Below are 17,393 nucleotides of genomic sequence, written 5' to 3'. Positions count from 1 at the left end.
TTTCAATGAACGTGAAGCTTTTGTTATTTCCGCCATTTTTCTTTGTTTATCCGCCAAATTTTGTGATTTATCCGCCATTGCATCATTAAGGTCAAAAAACACCGCCACTTGCAACGCATTTAAACGTATGCAAATGTAGCGGTGTCCTCCCTACTCTTCATAATGCAACATACCGGATAAGCACAATTTCGTTTGAGCAACGGTGTAATCTTTTAAAGTAAAACGTTTTTGAAGTGCCCATTTTCGGAATGCCCAAGCTTGACCTTGAATGACAATATGATTAGCAGCTAGATAGATTTCGTTTTCAGAGATAGTGAGTTTCCCCGATTGCACGCAATTTTGAATAATTTTTTCAAAAAGCGAAACCATTTCTAATTCTTTCGCTAATATATATTGCTGCTTATCTTTTGGTAGTGATTTTGTTTCTTGATACATAATCGTAAATTCGTCTACCATACTATCAATCAACGCAAAATATTGTTTAATTGCAATTTTTAGTCCTTCAATTGTCCCAGCACTTGTTGAAATGGTGGAAAGCTGCTTCATTACTTGATCAAAGATGTTATCACAGACGAGATAGAGCACATCTTCTTTCGTTCGAATGTATTCATACAACGTACCAATACTAAATCCTGCAGCTTTTGCAATTTCCCTTGTTGTCGCTCGATGAAAGCCTTTTTCTTTGAATAATTTGACTGCTCCACTAACGATTTGACTGCGCCTTATTTCGATTAGACTTTCATCTTTGACATTGGTTTGAACTAAAAATTTTTCATCTTTTGCCTGCATAAATTATTTCGTTAACATACGCGAGATAACCAGGCGCTGAATCTCTTGCGTACCTTCATAAATTTGAGTGATTTTTGCATCACGCATATAACGCTCTACTGGGTATTCTTTTGTATAACCGTAGCCGCCAAATATTTGAACCGCATCTGTTGTGACAGACATTGCTGTATCACCCGCCATTAATTTCGCCATCGCAGAAGCTTTTCCGTATGATAGATTATTCGACTCGAGCCACGCTGCTTGATATGTTAATAGTCTTGAAGCTTCAATTGCTGTTGCCATATCCGCTAATTTGAATGAAACGCCTTGATTAGCCGCGATTGGTTTGCCAAATTGAACACGTTCTTTCGCGTATTCTGTAGCCGCGTCTAGAGCACCTTGGGCAATTCCAACTGCTTGAGCAGCGATACCATTTCGCCCGCCATCCAATGTTTGCATGGCAATTTTAAACCCTTCTCCTTCGCTACCTAATAAATTTTCTTTCGGTACACGGCAGTTATCGAAAATAATTTCCGTTGTTGGTGATGAACGAATGCCCATTTTCTTTTCTTTTTTCCCTACGCCAAAGCCTGGGAAGCTTGATTCAACGATAAATGCGCTTGTTCCTTTGTGCTTTGAGTCAGGATCTGTAACAGCAAACACGATATACGTATCCGCAACCCCACCATTTGTAATGAAGATTTTCGAACCATTGATCACGTATTCGTCGCCTTCTAATTTCGCCGTCGTTTTCATTCCACCTGCATCACTTCCTGAGCCAGCTTCAGTTAAACAATACGCGCCAATTTTTTTTCCTTCTGCCATTGGACGTAAATACTTTTGTTTTTGTTCTTCTGAGCCAAACTTATAAAGTGGCCACCCTGCTAGAGACGTGTGTGCGGATAGCGTTACCCCGGTAGATGCACAAACGCGTGATAGTTCTTCCACTGCGATACAATAAGCTAAATAATCGAATCCTGCCCCACCATATTCTTCAGGCCATGGAATTCCCGTTAAGCCAAGTTCCGCCATTTTGTTCCAAATATCTTGGTCAAATCGTTCATGTTCATCGCGTTCAGCTGCAGTAGGTGCTACCTCATTTAAAGCAAAATCGCGAATCATCTCTCTCAATTGTTCATGTTCCTCTGATAATTGAAAATTCATCCCCATAACCCCCGTTTGTTTGGGTGCCTGGCACTCACACAACTCTAAAACTATTATGAATTTTCCGAATTATATGAGTACCTGGCACCTTAAATGTATTTACTTATTACGATTTTTTGGATTTCACTTGTGCCTTCATAAATTTCTGTTACTTTTGCATCTCGGAAGTAGCGTTCTACAGGATAGTCTTTTGTAAAGCCATACCCTCCAAAGACTTGGATTGCTTCTGTAGTTACTTCAACGGCCGTTCGAGTGGCGAATAATTTGGCCATAGATGCTTCTTTTCCATTTGATACCCCTCGTGACTGTAAATCTGCAGCACGATAGATGAGTAATCGTGCAGCTTCTACAGATGTAGCCATATCTGCAAGCTTAAAGCCGATTCCTTGATTTACTGCAATTGGTTTGCCAAATTGGATGCGTTCTTTTGCATAATTGGTCGCTTGCTCTAATGCAGCTTCTGCAATTCCTAAAGCTTGTGCTGCAATGCCAATACGCCCCACATTTAAGTTGGCTAACGCAATTTTAAAACCTTCATTCTCCACACCTAACAAATTGCTTGCAGGTACTTTCATATTTTCAAAGGTTAGTTGCACTGTTCTTGAGCCATGGAGCCCCATTTTATGTTCATCTTTTCCGATAATTAGTCCAGGCGTATTTTTCTCTACGATAAACGCAGAAATACCTCGAGAACCTTTATCCGGTGAAGTGGAAGCAAATACGATATAGACATCTGCTTCTCCACCATTTGTAATAAACACTTTGGATCCATTAATCACATAATGATCGTCTTTTTTCACCGCTTTTGATTTTAATGCGCCTGCGTCTGAACCCGCTTCAGGCTCTGTTAAACAAAAGGCACCCAGATACTCTCCCCTTGCAAGCTTTGGCACGTACTTTTCCTTTTGTTCCTCTGTGCCAAAGTAAAGGATTGGATTGGTCCCTACCGATGTGTGAACAGATAAGATGACCCCAACGACTGCACTTACTTTTGAAATTTCATTGATTGCGAGTATATAAGAGGTGAAGTCCATGCCAGCCCCACCAAATTTTTCAGGTATCGTAATTCCCATTAACCCGAGCTCACCCATTTTTTTTAGAATGTCTCGTGGAAATTCCCCTTCTTCCATTTTCTCAACGAAAGGAGCGATTTCACTTTCAGCAAATTGCCGAACCATCTCACGCATCATAGTTTGTTCTTCTGAGAAGACGAGATTCATTGAAACCCCTCCTTAATTTTCGTATACATAGAAGCCTCTACCTGTTTTCTTTCCTAACCATCCAGCTGCCACATATTTACGAAGAAGTGGACATGGACGGTATTTACTATCGCCTAATCCGTCATGCAAGATTTCCATGATATATAAACACGTATCAAGACCAATAAAGTCTGCGAGTGTTAATGGCCCCATTGGATGATTCATTCCTAGTTTCATCACATCATCAATTGCTTCTTTCGTTGCAACCCCTTCATACAACGCGTAGATTGCTTCATTGATCATTGGAAGTAAGATTCGATTTGAGACAAAGCCTGGGAAATCGTTTACTTCAACAGGCGTTTTTGAAAGCTTACGCGTCATTTCCTCTACTGATTGGTACACTTCATCTGCTGTTGCAAGTCCGCGGATAATTTCAACGAGCTTCATTACAGGTACAGGATTCATAAAGTGCATCCCAATTACTTGCTCTGGTCGTTCTGTTACGGCTGCGATTTCCGTAATTGGAAGTGATGACGTATTCGTTGCAAGGATGGCATGCTTTGGTGCAATCGCATCTAGCTCTCTGAAAATTGATTGTTTAATATCCATATTTTCAGTAGCTGCTTCAATGACGATATCCACATCAACGGCATCCTTTAAATCTAGTGACATTGAAATGCGATTTAAGATTGCTTGTTTTTCTTCCTCTGTTTTGCGCCCCTTTTCCACATCACGAGAAAGATTTTTTGTAATTACCCCTAATCCTCTATCAAAAAACTCTTGCTTCATATCATTTAGTAATACAGTAAAGCCAGCTTGTGCACAAACTTGCGCAACCCCTGACCCCATTTGCCCTGCACCAACGATCATTACTTTTTGAATTGTCATATATTAATCCCCTTTTTTGAACATGTGAACATTTCGATCCCCTTATTGCTTTGGAACTTCGATCATGATGGCATCCCCTTGACCACCACCAGAACAAATTGCTGCAATCCCAATTCCACCACCACGGCGTTTTAATTCATAGGCAAGGGTTAAAATGATTCTTGCTCCCGATGCGCCGATTGGATGACCTAGTGCAACAGCTCCTCCGTTGACATTTACCTTTTCTGGATCTAATCCAGCGATTTGATTACTAACAAGAGCTACGGCTGCAAAAGCTTCGTTAATTTCAATTAAGTCAATCTCACTAGCTGTTTTTCCTGTTTTCTTTAATAGTTCGTTGATCACAAGACCTGGAGTTTGTGGAAAATCTTTTGGCTCAACTCCCACTTCTGCATGACCGATAATATCGGCAAGTGGTGTACGACCTTCTTGTTGCGCCTTTTGTTCACTCATTAACACAAGCGCACAAGCCCCATCATTAATCCCTGGTGCATTCCCTGCAGTAATCGTTCCGTCTTTATCAAATGCTGGTCGCAGTTTTGAGAGCGTTTCCAGAGATGTATCTTTACGAGGTGCTTCATCAATAGAAACTGTTGTGACGTCCCCTTTACGCCCCTTTATTTCAATTGAAGTAATTTCTTCTGCAAACTTACCTTCTTCGATTGCTTTTATTGCTAACTGATGACTTCGAGCCGCCCATTGATCTTGTGCTTCTCGTGACAGGTCAAATTGATTTGCAGTGGAATTACCGTAAGTCCCCATATGCACATGGTTTGGATCAAATGCACAAGAAAGGCCGTCAAAAACCATTCCGTCTACTAAACTCGCATCGCCCATTCGAAGTCCCCATCGTCCTTTTGGCAAATAGTACGGTGCGTTAGACATCGATTCCATACCACCTGCCACAATCACGTCTTCTTCTCCTAAACGAATCAGTTGATCGGCTAATGTGACACTGCGCATGCCTGAAGCACATACTTTGTTGATGGTTTCCGTTTTAACGTTGTAAGGAATCCCCGCTTTTGTTGCTGCTTGGCGAGATGGGATTTGCCCTTGCCCTGCTTGTAAGACTGTCCCCATAATGACTTCATTTACTTCTTCTGGCTTTACATTCGATTTTTCTAACGCTGCTGCGATCGCTCTTCCCCCAAGATCACTAGCGGATAATGCTGATAAACTTCCCCCAAATTTACCAAATGGTGTTCTTGCCCCATCTAAAATCACTGTCTTACTCAAATCCCCATCCCCTTTTGTTTGATTGTAGATACTGAGTTTTCTTTTGTTAATTATTTTTGGTTGTTCGATGCAAGCTTACTGGTCGCAGGTTTGTGCGTCTGCGATTGCTCGTCGCAGATATAACATGGCTCTTGATCCGGCAGAGCCATAAGTAATTGTGCGTCTGCGGTTACTCGACGCAGACATAACATGGCTCTCGATCCGGCAGAGCCATGTTATGTTGCTCCTGCGCTGGCAAGCCTGCTCGTCAAAAGTGTGCTCCTGCGATTACTCGTCGCAAAGTTACATACCAAAGCAAGCTTAGGTATGTAACTTGACTGAACGCTCGCTCAACCTCACCCTATGAAAAATGGGAGTCGTGTAGAACTCCCATTTTCCTTTTCATATCCATTGTACAAAACATTCATTTTTCTTTCAATTTATATTTTTCTAAAAACTAATAATATCCGTTAAATTTCCACAAATTCATTGCGTTATTGCATTATTCTTCTGTTACGGCAATTTCTGTTGGGATACCTTCTTCTATTGAAGCTGCATCCTCTTCTACTTGCTTTTCACCAAACACAGATCGCTCTAAAAGTTCTGCAATATCAAATGTACCGACATTTTCTTCTACTTCTTTTGCTTTTGTTCCATCTGAAAGCATTGTTAAGCAATATGGACATCCAGAAGAAATGACAGATGCATTTGTTTCAAGTGCTTGTTCTGTTCGTGCTACGTTAATGCGGTTTCCAACATGTTCTTCCATCCACATTAAGCCACCACCTGCTCCACAACACATCGCTGTTTCGCGGTTTCGTTCCATCTCTACTAAATTTACACCTGGAATGGCTTTTAAAATTTCTCGCGGTGCATCGTAGACATCATTGTAACGACCTAAGTAACAAGAATCGTGGAATACAATCGTTTCCTCTACTGGATGATTTAACGTTAGTCGACCTTCGTTTACTAAGTCATATAACAGTTCTGTATGGTGATATACTTCGCCTTCCCAACCAAAATCTTTGTATTCATTTTTAAAGATATTGTATGCATGCGGATCGATTGTGACGATTTTCGTTACTTCATTTTTTTCGAATTCTTCAATATTCGCTGTTGCAAGCTCTTGGAATAAAAATTCATTTCCTAGACGACGTGGTGTGTCTCCTGAGTTTTTCTCTTTATTTCCTAGAATCGCAAATTTGATCCCAGCTTCGTTCATTAAGCGAGCAAAAGATAATGCAATTTTTTGGGAACGGCTATCGAAAGCACCCATTGAACCAACCCAGAATAAGTATTCAAAACCTTCCCCAGATTTTTTCGCTTCTTTTACTGTTGGGATATTTACTTCTGGATCAAGGTCACGCCAGTTTTCTTTTTCTTTTCGGTTAAGACCCCAAGGATTTCCTTGACGTTCAATATTATTCATTGCGCGCTGTGCGTCAGAGTTTACTTTTCCTTCCGTCATCGTTAAGTAACGGCGTAGGTCAATAATTTTATCTACATGTTCATTCATTACTGGACATTGATCTTCACAGTTACGGCAAGTTGTACAAGCCCAAATTTCTTCTTCTGTAATCACATCTCCAATTAATGATGGACTATAGATATCTTCAATCACTGCACCTTCTGCTCCAGCCGCCATTGCTAATTGGTTGCCTTTTGTATTGTTAAAGGCAAATGCTGGTACCCAAGGCTTTTGTTTTGTAGCTACTGCGCCTGTATTTGTTAAGTGATCGCGTAACTTTACGATTAAATCCATAGGTGAAAGCATCTTCCCTGTACCCGTTGCAGGACACATATTCGTACAACGGCCACATTCCACACAAGCATATAAATCAATTAATTGTTTTTGTGTGAAATCAGTTACTTTGCCAACACCGAATGAAGGCATTTCTTCTTCATCTTCTGCCTCTTCCATTTCCTCAAAATTAATTGGGCGAAGCGTTCCGGCACGGTCTAAACGGTTAAAGTACACATTGACTGGACCTGAAATTAAATGGAAGTGTTTTGATTGTGGTACATATACTAAGAATGTTAACAAAATTAGTAGATGCGCCCACCACATCACGTAAAATCCTGCTGTGGCAACTTCAGATGATAAAAAGCCAAAGATTGCAGCAATACCGGATGCAATTGGTTCGCTTCCAGTAAAGCCATGTCCATGCCAAATAATGCCCATTCCGTTACCGATTAACGTTGTCACCATTAATCCACCGATAAAGATTAATACGAGTCCATTTTTCCAACCGCGTTTTAATCGAACTAATTTTTCAATATAACGGCGATAAAATGCGCCAAACACTGCAACTAAAATGACAACCGCGACAATTTCTTCAAACAAAGTAAACACTTCATATAGCGGACCTAATGGTAAATGTGATTCTGGAGCCAACCCTTTCCAGATAAAATCAATTGCCCCTAATTGAACAAGTAGGAATCCATAGAAAAATAAAACATGAATAAATCCACTTTTTTTATCTTTTAATAGTTTAGATTGTCCAAATACGTTGACCCAAATTTTTTCGAGTCGTTCTTTTATACTTTCATTGAACTCTTCTTTTTTTCCTAGCTTGACGTATGCTGTTCGTGTTTTCAATAAATAGATAAACAATCCTAATGCATACAGTACAACCGCTACGAAGAACACCCAGTTTGCAATTAATAACGGACTCATTAACGCTCCTCCTTTGACATATACTCCCCTTTTTTGTGTTGATCGGTATCTGTAAAACTATAAATATGATACAAGTTTTATAGATAAAATAAACCGATAACCTTTTACTAAATTATCCTATGTGTTCATTGTAATTATGAATGAGCATTCAGTCAACGCATTGTTCAAATTTTTCTAACAATTTGTTTCGCTTTTTGTTCATTACGCTTATTTTTTCTGCTTTTTGTTCGTTGTTTGTTACTGACCTCCCTCATTTTGTTCATTTTGCTTTCCTTTTGTTTAAATATTTAACATTGATGTTCATACATCCTCTTCTAGCTCCTAATTTATATATTCTGTTGCAAATCCAATGCCCATTTTATGGGGAAATTAAAACAACCCTACCATCATGATAGGATTGTTCTTTTTAAATTATTTAAATACATCCCCACTACGAATGTATTCAATATCATTTACGTTTAATCTAAAATTCACTGCGCGAGCTACAGCAAAGAAATAATCGGATAAACGGTTCAAATACTTTTGCACAATTGCCGGAACATCTTCTACTTCATTCATTAATGTAACGACTCGACGTTCAGCTCGGCGTGTTACTGTGCGGGCAATATGGAGAGTTGCAGCTGCTGGAGTCCCACCTGGTAGAATAAAACGTTTTAAAGGTGGTACTTCATCCGTTAAAGCATCGATACGTTTTTCGAGTGCCTCAATAGAAGTTTCTTGCAATTTATAGTTCCGTTCTTTCATTACATTTGCTAAGTCGCCACCACAATCAAACAGCTCATGTTGAATTGTTTCTAAGTCAGCTAAAATATCTTTAAATTTTTGTTGATCTAGTTCTGTTACAGCCTTGCCAATAAAGGAATTCAATTCATCAATTGTGCCGTATGCTTCAACACGTAAATCATCTTTGCTAACACGGCCGCCCATTAAACTTGTTTTCCCTTTATCCCCTGTCTTTGTGTAAAGTTTCATATTTTAAGATCCCCTTTAAACTTTTTATTATTATATCTTATTTTAACGTATTGTATAGAATCCTACATTTACTCGTGCTTTTTGTGTAAATACTCGCGGAATTTATGAAAATACTCGCGCTTCTAACCATTTTACTCGCATATGAAAAAAACCAGCCCCACAAAAAGGACTGGCCCAACAAACTTAATTATCAAATTCATAATTATCCGGTAATACACGGCGTAAAAATTTGCGTGTACGTTCTTCTTTTGGTGTATCGAAAATATCGTGGGGTGTACCTTCTTCTACGATAACCCCGCCATCCATGAAGATGACTTTATTGGCTACATCTTTGGCAAATCCCATCTCGTGCGTTACGACTAACATTGTTGTACCTTCTTTTGCAATGTCTTTCATTACTTGAAGTACCTCACCTACTAACTCTGGATCCAGTGCAGAGGTTGGTTCGTCAAATAAAATAATATCCGGATTCAGTGCAACGGCGCGGGCAATCCCGACACGTTGTTGCTGACCTCCAGAAAGCTGGCTCGGATAAAAATCGTATTTCTCTGATAATCCTACTTTATCAAGGGCTTTTTTCGAAATTTCGTAAGCTTCTTGTTTCGGTACTTTTCTTCCGATAATTAAACCTTCCGCTACGTTTTCTAGCGCTGTTTTATTATTAAACAAATTGTAGTTTTGGAAGACAAAGGCCGTTTTTTTACGAATCGCTAGTACATCCTTTTTAGACGCTTCTTTTAAATCGACATTTATATCACCAAAGCTCGCCGTTCCTTTATCCGCGCGCTCTAAGAAATTCACACATCGTAATAGTGTTGTTTTCCCTGAACCACTCGGACCTAAAATGACAACCACGTCACCTTTATCAATTCTTAAATCTACACCTTTTAATATTTCGTTTTTGCCGAACGATTTATGGATATTTTTAATTTCTAACATAGATTTCCCTCCTTACGCGCTAGCCATTTTATAGCGACTTAATCGTTTTTCCCACCATTTAAATAGTTGCTCTACTGCAATACAAACAATTAAGTAGACGATGAAAATATCAATATAGGCTTCTAAATAGTTATATCCTAAGTTTGCTTCCACTTTCGCTCTTAATGTAATTTCCTGTAATGAAATCGCATAACCAAGAGAAGTTGCTTTGATTAAATTGACTGTCGCCGTACAAATATTCGGTAAAGCCGAAACTAATGCTTGTGGAATAATGATTCGTATGTACGCTTGTTTCGTCGTAAGCCCCACAGAATGAGCCGCCTCTAATTGTCCTCGATCGACAGTACCTAGTGCGGAACGGAATACTTCAATTAGCACCGCAGTTGTATTGAAGGAGAAAATAATAAAGGCATACCATAACGGGTGGATATCATAAATCGGATAATCAATATTGTATTTTGTAAATATACTATTCAAGAAAATTGGGATGAAACTATATAATACAAAGATTTGAATAATGATCGGTGTTCCTCGGACAAAGGAAACGTAAATTTTCGCAATTTGGCTAATTACTGGAATGTTATTTATTCGAGTTAGTGCAAAGAAGAATGCCACTGGAACAGCAATCAGCATCGCAACAACCGTTACAAGAAGCGCAGTGGGTACTCCACTTAACGCAACCCAAAATGTATCAATTAAAAAAGGTATGTTCAAACTTGAATCCATTTTCCCCACCTCCTACGATGCTTTTAATGAACGTGAACCTTTGCTGAATATTTTTTCTAGTTTCTCAAAAACTTTTTCAATCGTAATCGAAACGACCCAATAGATCACGGCTAGGGCAATATAAATTTCGAGAGCATGTGTATTGAAATTCGATGCGATAATTAAATTGGCTTTCCCTACGATATCAATAAACCCGATTGTGTAGGCTAGGGCACCTTCTTGTAAAATCGAGATCAATCCGTTCCCGAAGTTTGGTAAAGCTACGACAAAAGCTTGTGGAAAAATAATGCGTCGATACGCTTGAAACGGTGTTAATCCTACACTTACGGCTGCTTCATATTGACCGTGATTGATCGCTTGGATTGCCGAACGAATTACTTCTGACATCATGGCAGCAAATTGTAAGGAGAAGGTTACCACAACAAATACCCCTGTATGAATATCTTGTAGATTTATACGAAATAGGGAATCTGCTACAAATGGGATCCCATAGTAAACTAAAAATAAAAGGACGATTGATGGTGTACAACGCATAACTGTCGTATAGCCATTTGCCAAAGCGCGTAACAACTTGCTTTTACCCATTTTGGCAAATGCTAAAAGTAAGCCAAGCAACGTCCCGAAAAGTACAGCAAGCCCTGCTACAAGAAAGGTAACTTTTAAATACGGCAATAAATTCGGTAATGCAGTCCATATGTAATCTATATCAAAGTATTTTTCCATTCATTTTCACCTCTTTTTTGAGCGAATGCTTAGAGCTAGACACGCTTCTCATTTTATATTAATCAAAAAATAAGGCTGCAAGGTGTATACCTAACAGCCTTTTTTTAATTATCTAGTTACTGTTTCTAAAACTTCAAATAAATCTTTACCATAATGTTTGATCATTAATTGATTTAACTCATCTGATTTTTTAATTTCAGTCATTACTTCATCATAAGCATTTGCTAAATCTTGTTGTTCTTTATTGAATAAAGGCCAAGTTTTGATTACTGTAAATTCATTGTAAACTACTTCATCAATTAAATTATGGTATGGTCCTTTTTCATCAATTACTTGTAAGTTAAATACTGGTTCCAATGCAACTGCACCATCTGCACGACCTTCATTTACCCATTGAACCGCATCTACAGCGAATTCATCACCGGCTACTAATTTTACTGGATTATCTGGGTTTGCTTCATTATGCTCTGCGATAACTGTGTATTGTGCATTGTTTGCTGCGATTGGTGCTAACTCTAATCCTGCAGTTGCAAAATCAACTAAGTTTTTAATATCAGCTTTTTCTTTTTTCAGTAATAATCCTGTACTACTTAAACCTAAGAACTCTTTTGGATAAACATATTTTTGTGCACGTTCTTCTGTATAGAATACGTTTTTAACACCAATGTCATATTTTCCTTGTTCTACACCGATTAATAAGTCATCATCAGTAGTACCGATATATTCAAACTCGTAATCTTCTAAAGCTTCATCTACTAGGCGTAATGCATCTAAATCATAACCTGCTGCTTCACCGTTTTCATCTTGATAAGAAATTGGTTTCCAACCGATTGCATAAGCTACTTTTACTTTTTTCACTTCACCAGATTGTGTATCTGTTGTGCCAGAAGTTTCAACCGCTTTATCTTCTTCATTTCCTCCGCATGCTGCTAAAATTGTTACAGATGCTAAACTTACTGCTGCAAATTTTAATAGTTTGTTAAATTTCATTTTGATGATCTCCCTTTATTTTCTTGTTGTTTTAATGCTTCTTCTGCTAATTTTTTAATCGTCATATCATCCATTGGTGGGTTATGTAATCCCGCGCGGACATCACGGTAATAGCGTTGAAGTGGATTTGTACGTTGTAAGCTTTTCGCACCAACTACACGCATTGCTTTATCCACTACTGTAATGGCTGCATTGGTTACGACATGTTTGGCTGTGTTCACTGCATTGACAATTAAAGCCGCTTCATCTGTTGTAAGCTCTTGACCATTTGCTTCTTTTTGTTTTAATTCCACATAACTTTGTGCTGCGCCATATAGTGTGAAGCGAGCAGTTGCAAGCTCTAACTCAATTTCACCAAGTAATGATTGGACGTTTGGTAATGAAGCAATCGTACCTTTTATACTATTTGGTGAGTGCGTGTTCGCAAACTCCAAAGCGTAGTCTCTTGCTGCTTGTGCAATACCTAAATACGTAGCAGAAACAAGCAATAACCAGCCATTTAATTTAAAACCAGTTGTGTAAGTTGGTAATTCCACTAAATCCGACTCATCAACGGCTACATTATTTAGAACTAAATCGTGACTTCCAGTGCCGCGCATCGCAATAACGTCCCACGTCTCATCGATTGATAAACCTTCCGCATCTTTAGGAATTAAAAAGAAGCCAATTTTCTCTTGTTCTTCTATCCAAGCTGATGTTAAGAAATAATCTAATTCTGGCGATCCTGTTGTATAGCTTTTGCGTCCATTAATAATCCATTGGTTCCCTGATTTTGTTGCCGTTGTACCTGGACGACCGCCACGAATCGGACTACCTGTTGCTACTTCACTAACACAACGATTAATAATGGCCCCGTCTTCTACTTTCTTAGCAAACTCGCTTAATTTTGAAGGTTCCCAATATTTATTTTCAAAAAGCTCTCCCACTACAAGCAAAGTCCATCCAATCGCAAGGGCCGTACTGCCATCGTAACTACCTAATGTTTCATGGAGCACCAATGCTTCATATACGTTAAAGCCTTCTCCACCAAGATCTTTTGGTAATGTCAGCTTTGTATAACCAATATCACGTAACGCTTGAATGTGCTCATGAGGAAATGATGACTGTTCATCGATTTGTTGTGCATTCTTTTTAAACGTTTCTTCTAATGTTGCTAATTTCTCTAACCAAAGTTGTTGTTGTTCTGTTTTAATAAAAAGCTCTTTCAATTTAGTCCCTCCTTCTCCATTTATTATTCTTTAAAAATTTATTTAAAATTCCTACTAATCCACTTCGTAAAGATGGTTATCTAATAAACAGTATTTTACTTTTCCTTTATCAAAACGTCAATAGCAAATGACAAGTTTTTTTATAGGGATTATTCAAATTATACAAAAGTATATAATTTCCTTACAGTCTTCAAGCAAAAGTAAGTGTATTCTAAATTGTTTGACAGTATGTTATATCATCGCTCGTATAGCGACCAAAATAAAAAGAGAGCAGTTACGCTCCCTTTAGATTATGATTAAATTATTTCACGAAAGTATTGTAAAGTTTTGGAGTTATCCCCCAGTTTCCTCAATTGCCACTGATCCTCTAAATAAATTTCCGCCAGTTTCTCGTATTTTCCTCCATAGTGATCAGCCCATTCTATCGCAACAACACTTTCATATACTAATGCCATCTTTTTAGCCACTTCTTTTGCTTCAAATGTTTGCATTGCATCATCTAATGTACTAAATAGATTCAAGTCTTCTTCTAGTGAACGAACCTTTTCAATGACAATTCCTTTAAGGTTACTCGATTTAATTGCATCCAGACGTGATGTCATTTCGTTTATAAATAGTTGGTGCGCATCAAACTTTTTAAATAAACGAATCAATTCTAACGCTAATATGTTGGCAGTCCCTTCCCAAACCGTTAGAACTTGCGCATCACGTAATAAGCGCGGTGTTACGAAGTCCTCAATATAGCCGTTACCTCCATGGAGTTCAATTGCCTCACTTGCATATTTTACCGCTTGTTCAGCCGTTTCTTTTTTCATGATGGCAATATTTAGACGGTTTAAGATCACGTCTTTTTCGGTCGCTTCACCATTTGAGACAGCATCATATAATTGAATTAAATCAAAAGTAGTGGCAACTTCCACATGAAGCTTTGCTGTAAACTTCGCCAATGAATCTTGGATCATCGGATAGTTCGTTAACACTTGACCAAATGCATTGCGATTTGAAACATAATGTTTTGCCTCTAAATACGCACGTCTCATAATGCCTACCGATGCTATAGCATTACAAATTCTTGATAAGTTTAACGCCTCTAGCATGTAGTAGATTCCTTTATCAGGGTCGCCCACAACATAGGCTAATGCCCCATCAAATTCTACTTCTCCAGAAGGCACTGCGCGAACACCCAATTTATCTTTTAATCGACGAATACGTAACCGATTAATAGAGCCATCTTCCTTTTTCCAAGGCACTGCAAATAATGTTAAACCTTTGGAGCCAGTAGCTGTACCTTCCCGACGAGCTAACACCATCGCAACGCCGCACATTCCTGCATTGGAGGCAAAGTACTTTTCGCCGTATAAATAATAATTTTCGCCATCAAAACGGGCTTCTACGACATTTGCGCCAACATCCGACCCACCTTGCCGCTCCGTTAAAAACGTTGCTCCCTCAAATAATTCTACATCACCTGTTGAACAAACATGAGGAAGGAATCGTGCCTTTACATCCTCATCTGCATAATGATCCAGTAAATAGGCAGTTGCCATTGTTAGTGTAACTGGGCAATAAAAACCAGGTTCTGCATGGGACAACAAATAGCCTTGTGCAAAGCTATACACATAATTCCCCTTTTTGCCAAGTTGCGGGATTTCTTTATGCACATAGCCAACAATGCCCGTGTTGTATGTTTGCTGAATTGTCTTTTTATAGCCTTCGTTTACCCAGACTTCTGAAACTTCTTCGCCATATTGATTGTAACGTTTTAGACGGGGCTCTCCTTCTCTATCGGTATGTTTAGCTCGCTCATCAATTTCGTTTGCGACAAGTTCCCCAAAATCGTGTAGTTCACGCTTTGCATAGTCCAGTAAGTCCTCGTCTAACATTTGCTCGAGTATTTTGTGAAGTGTATCGTCATTTGTATAGTAATTTTTTTCTTTTTCACTTGTGGACTGTAATACGTTCATTTAATTCACCACCTGCTGTTTTAGTTGGTGTTTTAAGATTTTCCCTGATGCATTTCTTGGGAGTGCTTCCACTTGCTCATATAGACGAGGTACTTTGAATTTTGCTAAATGCTCTGATAAGTAATCTTTTAGTTGCTGTTCATCGATTGGTGTTTTCGCTGCAAAAATCGCTTTGACCGTTTCGCCCCATTCTTCGTGTGGAACCCCAACAACGGCCACCTCAAATATTCCGCCAAATTGTAAGATACGATCTTCAATTTCTTTCGGATAAATATTAACACCACCTGAGATAATGACATCTTTTTTGCGGTCAACTATCCAAACATAGCCGTCTTCATCAAAACGAGCTAAATCCCCTGTCTTCACCCAACCATCAATAAAAGCTGCTTTTGTCGCTTCATCATCTTTATAATAGCCAATCATATTCCCCTCACCATAAAGAACCACTTCCCCAATTTCCCCCACTGGAACGTCTTCTCCCAGTTCATTGACAATGCGAAGTTCTGTCCCAAACGGTGCGCGACAACCGACACTCCCTGCTTTTTTTGCATGCTCATGACCAAATAAAAGAGCACCACTTGGACCTGCTTCTGTTAGCCCATACACACATGTTAGCTCAGCTTGGAATGCCTGTTCGATATGGCGAATTTCACCTTCCGATAATGGTGCCCCACCGTATACCCACCATTTCATTGAAGAAAGGTCCGCTGATTTTAGGCGCGGATGGGATGCCGTGACTAAATACGCAACAGGCGCTCCAAAGAAATGAGTCGTTTTTTCTTGTTCGATTGTTTCAATGAATAAATCCGGTGTAAAAGTTGGTGTAAGGACGCTTGTTGCTCCAACTAACATGCTAGACATTAAGAATAAATGAAGAGGTGCTGAATGTGTTAAAGGCATCATTAGTAGGATACGGCTTTCTGGTTTTACTTCCATTTCAATGGCAATCATTTGCGCCACAGCTAAAATATTTCGATAGCTAAATAAAACTCCTTTTGGCTTACCAGTTGTACCTGAAGTATAAAGAATCGTGGACAAGTCATCCTCAGTTAGTTGGCAATCAATCGGTGTCGTGTTCGCATTTTCTAGTAAATCGTTGTAACTTTCCCATCCGTCTATTGCTTGGCCTGTTTTGATTTTCAATTCAACATTGGCAAGCTTTTCAACAGCTGGGAATATTGCTTCATGAGCGATGATTGCTTTTGCTTCTGCATGATTGGCTACATATTCAACTTCTGAAAGTGTAAATTTCGCATTGACTGGAACAACAATGGCCCCAATGCGTTGTACGGCAAAATAACTAACGATAAATTCCAAAACATTTGGCATGAATAGCAGCACCTTATCTTGTTGTGTAATTCCACAAGATAATAAAGCATTACTTAATCGTGTAACTTGGTTGTCCAATACGTCATACGTTACTCTTCTACCATGACAAATTACTGCTTCATTGTTCGGATATTTACGGGCATTTCTTGCTAACAAATTTGAACTATTCATCAAGCATCTCTCCCTTTAATTTCGTTAATTTTTCACTAAATACCGCATGCAATTGTTGAATATCGCCCTTGATTTGCGTAAGCTCAGCAATTTTTCCATCGATTTCTTTCATTTTTTGTTCACCGTATGCAACTGTTCGTTCTAACTGTTGAATGCCTGTACGATCGAGATCAAAAAGCAACACCATCTCCTTTATTTCTTCTAATGAAAAGCCATACTTCTTTCCACGAAAAATGAGTTTCAGTTTGGCAATCTCCTTTTTGGAAAATGTTCGCTGATTTGAAATAGAGCGACTTGGCTTAAGTAAACCAATCTCTTCATAGTATCGAAGAGTTCTTGTAGACACATTGAAGTGCTTTGCCACCTCTTGAATCGTTTTCACTTTATCACCTCTTCAACGCTGGCAAATGTTGTATTTAATCAAAAGTATAGCATTGACGTTAACGTAAATCTCAAGGGA

15 protein-coding genes are annotated in these 17,393 nt (G+C 38.9%); all 15 read right to left on the bottom strand.

Translation table 11 applies throughout. The features are described 5' to 3' along the window. Window positions 1–150: 150 nt before the first annotated feature. On the bottom strand, window positions 151–789 hold the full coding sequence (locus EK386_RS09290; RefSeq protein ID WP_126658884.1) for a TetR/AcrR family transcriptional regulator: 639 nt from the start codon (window positions 787–789) through the stop codon (window positions 151–153). Between the two features lie 3 nt (window positions 790–792). Then, window positions 793–1,932 carry an acyl-CoA dehydrogenase gene (locus EK386_RS09285; protein WP_126658883.1) on the bottom strand — a complete coding sequence of 380 codons (1,140 nt, stop codon included), beginning with the start codon at window positions 1,930–1,932 and terminating at the stop codon, window positions 793–795. An 89-nt stretch (window positions 1,933–2,021) separates the two neighbouring features. Next, window positions 2,022–3,152, bottom strand: coding sequence for an acyl-CoA dehydrogenase (locus EK386_RS09280; protein WP_126658882.1), 1,131 nt, complete (start codon window positions 3,150–3,152; stop codon window positions 2,022–2,024). Between the two features lie 12 nt (window positions 3,153–3,164). Then, window positions 3,165–4,019, bottom strand: coding sequence for a 3-hydroxybutyryl-CoA dehydrogenase (locus tag EK386_RS09275; protein WP_126658881.1), 855 nt, complete (start codon window positions 4,017–4,019; stop codon window positions 3,165–3,167). Window positions 4,020–4,061: 42 nt separating this feature from the next. Continuing rightward, window positions 4,062–5,255 carry an acetyl-CoA C-acetyltransferase gene (locus EK386_RS09270; RefSeq protein WP_126658880.1) on the bottom strand — a complete coding sequence of 398 codons (1,194 nt, stop codon included), beginning with the start codon at window positions 5,253–5,255 and terminating at the stop codon, window positions 4,062–4,064. 481 nt (window positions 5,256–5,736) lie between these two features. Beyond that, on the bottom strand, window positions 5,737–7,911 hold the full coding sequence (locus EK386_RS09265) for a (Fe-S)-binding protein (RefSeq protein ID WP_126658879.1): 2,175 nt from the start codon (window positions 7,909–7,911) through the stop codon (window positions 5,737–5,739). 411 nt (window positions 7,912–8,322) lie between these two features. After that, entirely contained in the window at window positions 8,323–8,883 is a 561-nt protein-coding gene (locus EK386_RS09260) for a cob(I)yrinic acid a,c-diamide adenosyltransferase (protein WP_126658878.1), read from the bottom strand. 183 nt (window positions 8,884–9,066) lie between these two features. After that, window positions 9,067–9,822, bottom strand: coding sequence for an amino acid ABC transporter ATP-binding protein (locus EK386_RS09255; RefSeq protein WP_126658877.1), 756 nt, complete (start codon window positions 9,820–9,822; stop codon window positions 9,067–9,069). 12 nt (window positions 9,823–9,834) lie between these two features. Beyond that, entirely contained in the window at window positions 9,835–10,548 is a 714-nt protein-coding gene (locus EK386_RS09250) for an amino acid ABC transporter permease (protein ID WP_246027634.1), read from the bottom strand. 12 nt (window positions 10,549–10,560) lie between these two features. Further along, entirely contained in the window at window positions 10,561–11,271 is a 711-nt protein-coding gene (locus tag EK386_RS09245; RefSeq protein WP_126658876.1) for an amino acid ABC transporter permease, read from the bottom strand. A gap of 108 nt (window positions 11,272–11,379) precedes the next feature. After that, entirely contained in the window at window positions 11,380–12,261 is an 882-nt protein-coding gene (locus EK386_RS09240) for a transporter substrate-binding domain-containing protein (protein ID WP_126658875.1), read from the bottom strand. Continuing rightward, window positions 12,258–13,469, bottom strand: a complete 1,212-nt coding sequence (locus tag EK386_RS09235) for an acyl-CoA dehydrogenase family protein (RefSeq protein ID WP_126658874.1) — start codon at window positions 13,467–13,469, stop codon at window positions 12,258–12,260. The genes EK386_RS09240 and EK386_RS09235 overlap by 4 nt, the downstream gene beginning before the upstream one ends. Window positions 13,470–13,765: 296 nt before the next feature. Continuing rightward, window positions 13,766–15,433 (bottom strand): acyl-CoA dehydrogenase family protein, encoded by a 1,668-nt coding sequence (locus EK386_RS09230; protein ID WP_126658873.1) that lies wholly within the window; start codon window positions 15,431–15,433, stop codon window positions 13,766–13,768. Beyond that, complete coding sequence (locus tag EK386_RS09225; protein WP_126658872.1) at window positions 15,434–16,933, bottom strand: class I adenylate-forming enzyme family protein; 1,500 nt, start codon at window positions 16,931–16,933, stop codon at window positions 15,434–15,436. After that, complete coding sequence (locus EK386_RS09220; protein WP_126658871.1) at window positions 16,926–17,315, bottom strand: MerR family transcriptional regulator; 390 nt, start codon at window positions 17,313–17,315, stop codon at window positions 16,926–16,928. The genes EK386_RS09225 and EK386_RS09220 overlap by 8 nt, the downstream gene beginning before the upstream one ends. Window positions 17,316–17,393 lie beyond the last annotated feature (78 nt).

Origin of the sequence: Lysinibacillus antri, assembly GCF_003977595.1 — a bacterium.
Lineage (GTDB): Bacteria > Bacillota > Bacilli > Bacillales_A > Planococcaceae > Ureibacillus > Ureibacillus antri.
This window is presented reverse-complemented; position numbering and strand designations above follow the sequence as displayed.

Coding starts and splice junctions, on each gene's coding strand:
- EK386_RS09290 (WP_126658884.1), bottom strand. CDS start 789: ATGCAGGCAAAAGATGAAAAATTTTTAGTTCAAACCAATGTCAAAGAT.
- EK386_RS09285 (WP_126658883.1), bottom strand. CDS start 1,932: ATGAATTTTCAATTATCAGAGGAACATGAACAATTGAGAGAGATGATT.
- EK386_RS09280 (WP_126658882.1), bottom strand. CDS start 3,152: ATGAATCTCGTCTTCTCAGAAGAACAAACTATGATGCGTGAGATGGTT.
- EK386_RS09275 (WP_126658881.1), bottom strand. CDS start 4,019: ATGACAATTCAAAAAGTAATGATCGTTGGTGCAGGGCAAATGGGGTCA.
- EK386_RS09265 (WP_126658879.1), bottom strand. CDS start 7,911: ATGAGTCCGTTATTAATTGCAAACTGGGTGTTCTTCGTAGCGGTTGTA.
- EK386_RS09260 (WP_126658878.1), bottom strand. CDS start 8,883: ATGAAACTTTACACAAAGACAGGGGATAAAGGGAAAACAAGTTTAATG.
- EK386_RS09255 (WP_126658877.1), bottom strand. CDS start 9,822: ATGTTAGAAATTAAAAATATCCATAAATCGTTCGGCAAAAACGAAATA.
- EK386_RS09250 (WP_246027634.1), bottom strand. CDS start 10,548: ATGGATTCAAGTTTGAACATACCTTTTTTAATTGATACATTTTGGGTT.
- EK386_RS09245 (WP_126658876.1), bottom strand. CDS start 11,271: ATGGAAAAATACTTTGATATAGATTACATATGGACTGCATTACCGAAT.
- EK386_RS09240 (WP_126658875.1), bottom strand. CDS start 12,261: ATGAAATTTAACAAACTATTAAAATTTGCAGCAGTAAGTTTAGCATCT.
- EK386_RS09230 (WP_126658873.1), bottom strand. CDS start 15,433: ATGAACGTATTACAGTCCACAAGTGAAAAAGAAAAAAATTACTATACA.
- EK386_RS09225 (WP_126658872.1), bottom strand. CDS start 16,933: ATGAATAGTTCAAATTTGTTAGCAAGAAATGCCCGTAAATATCCGAAC.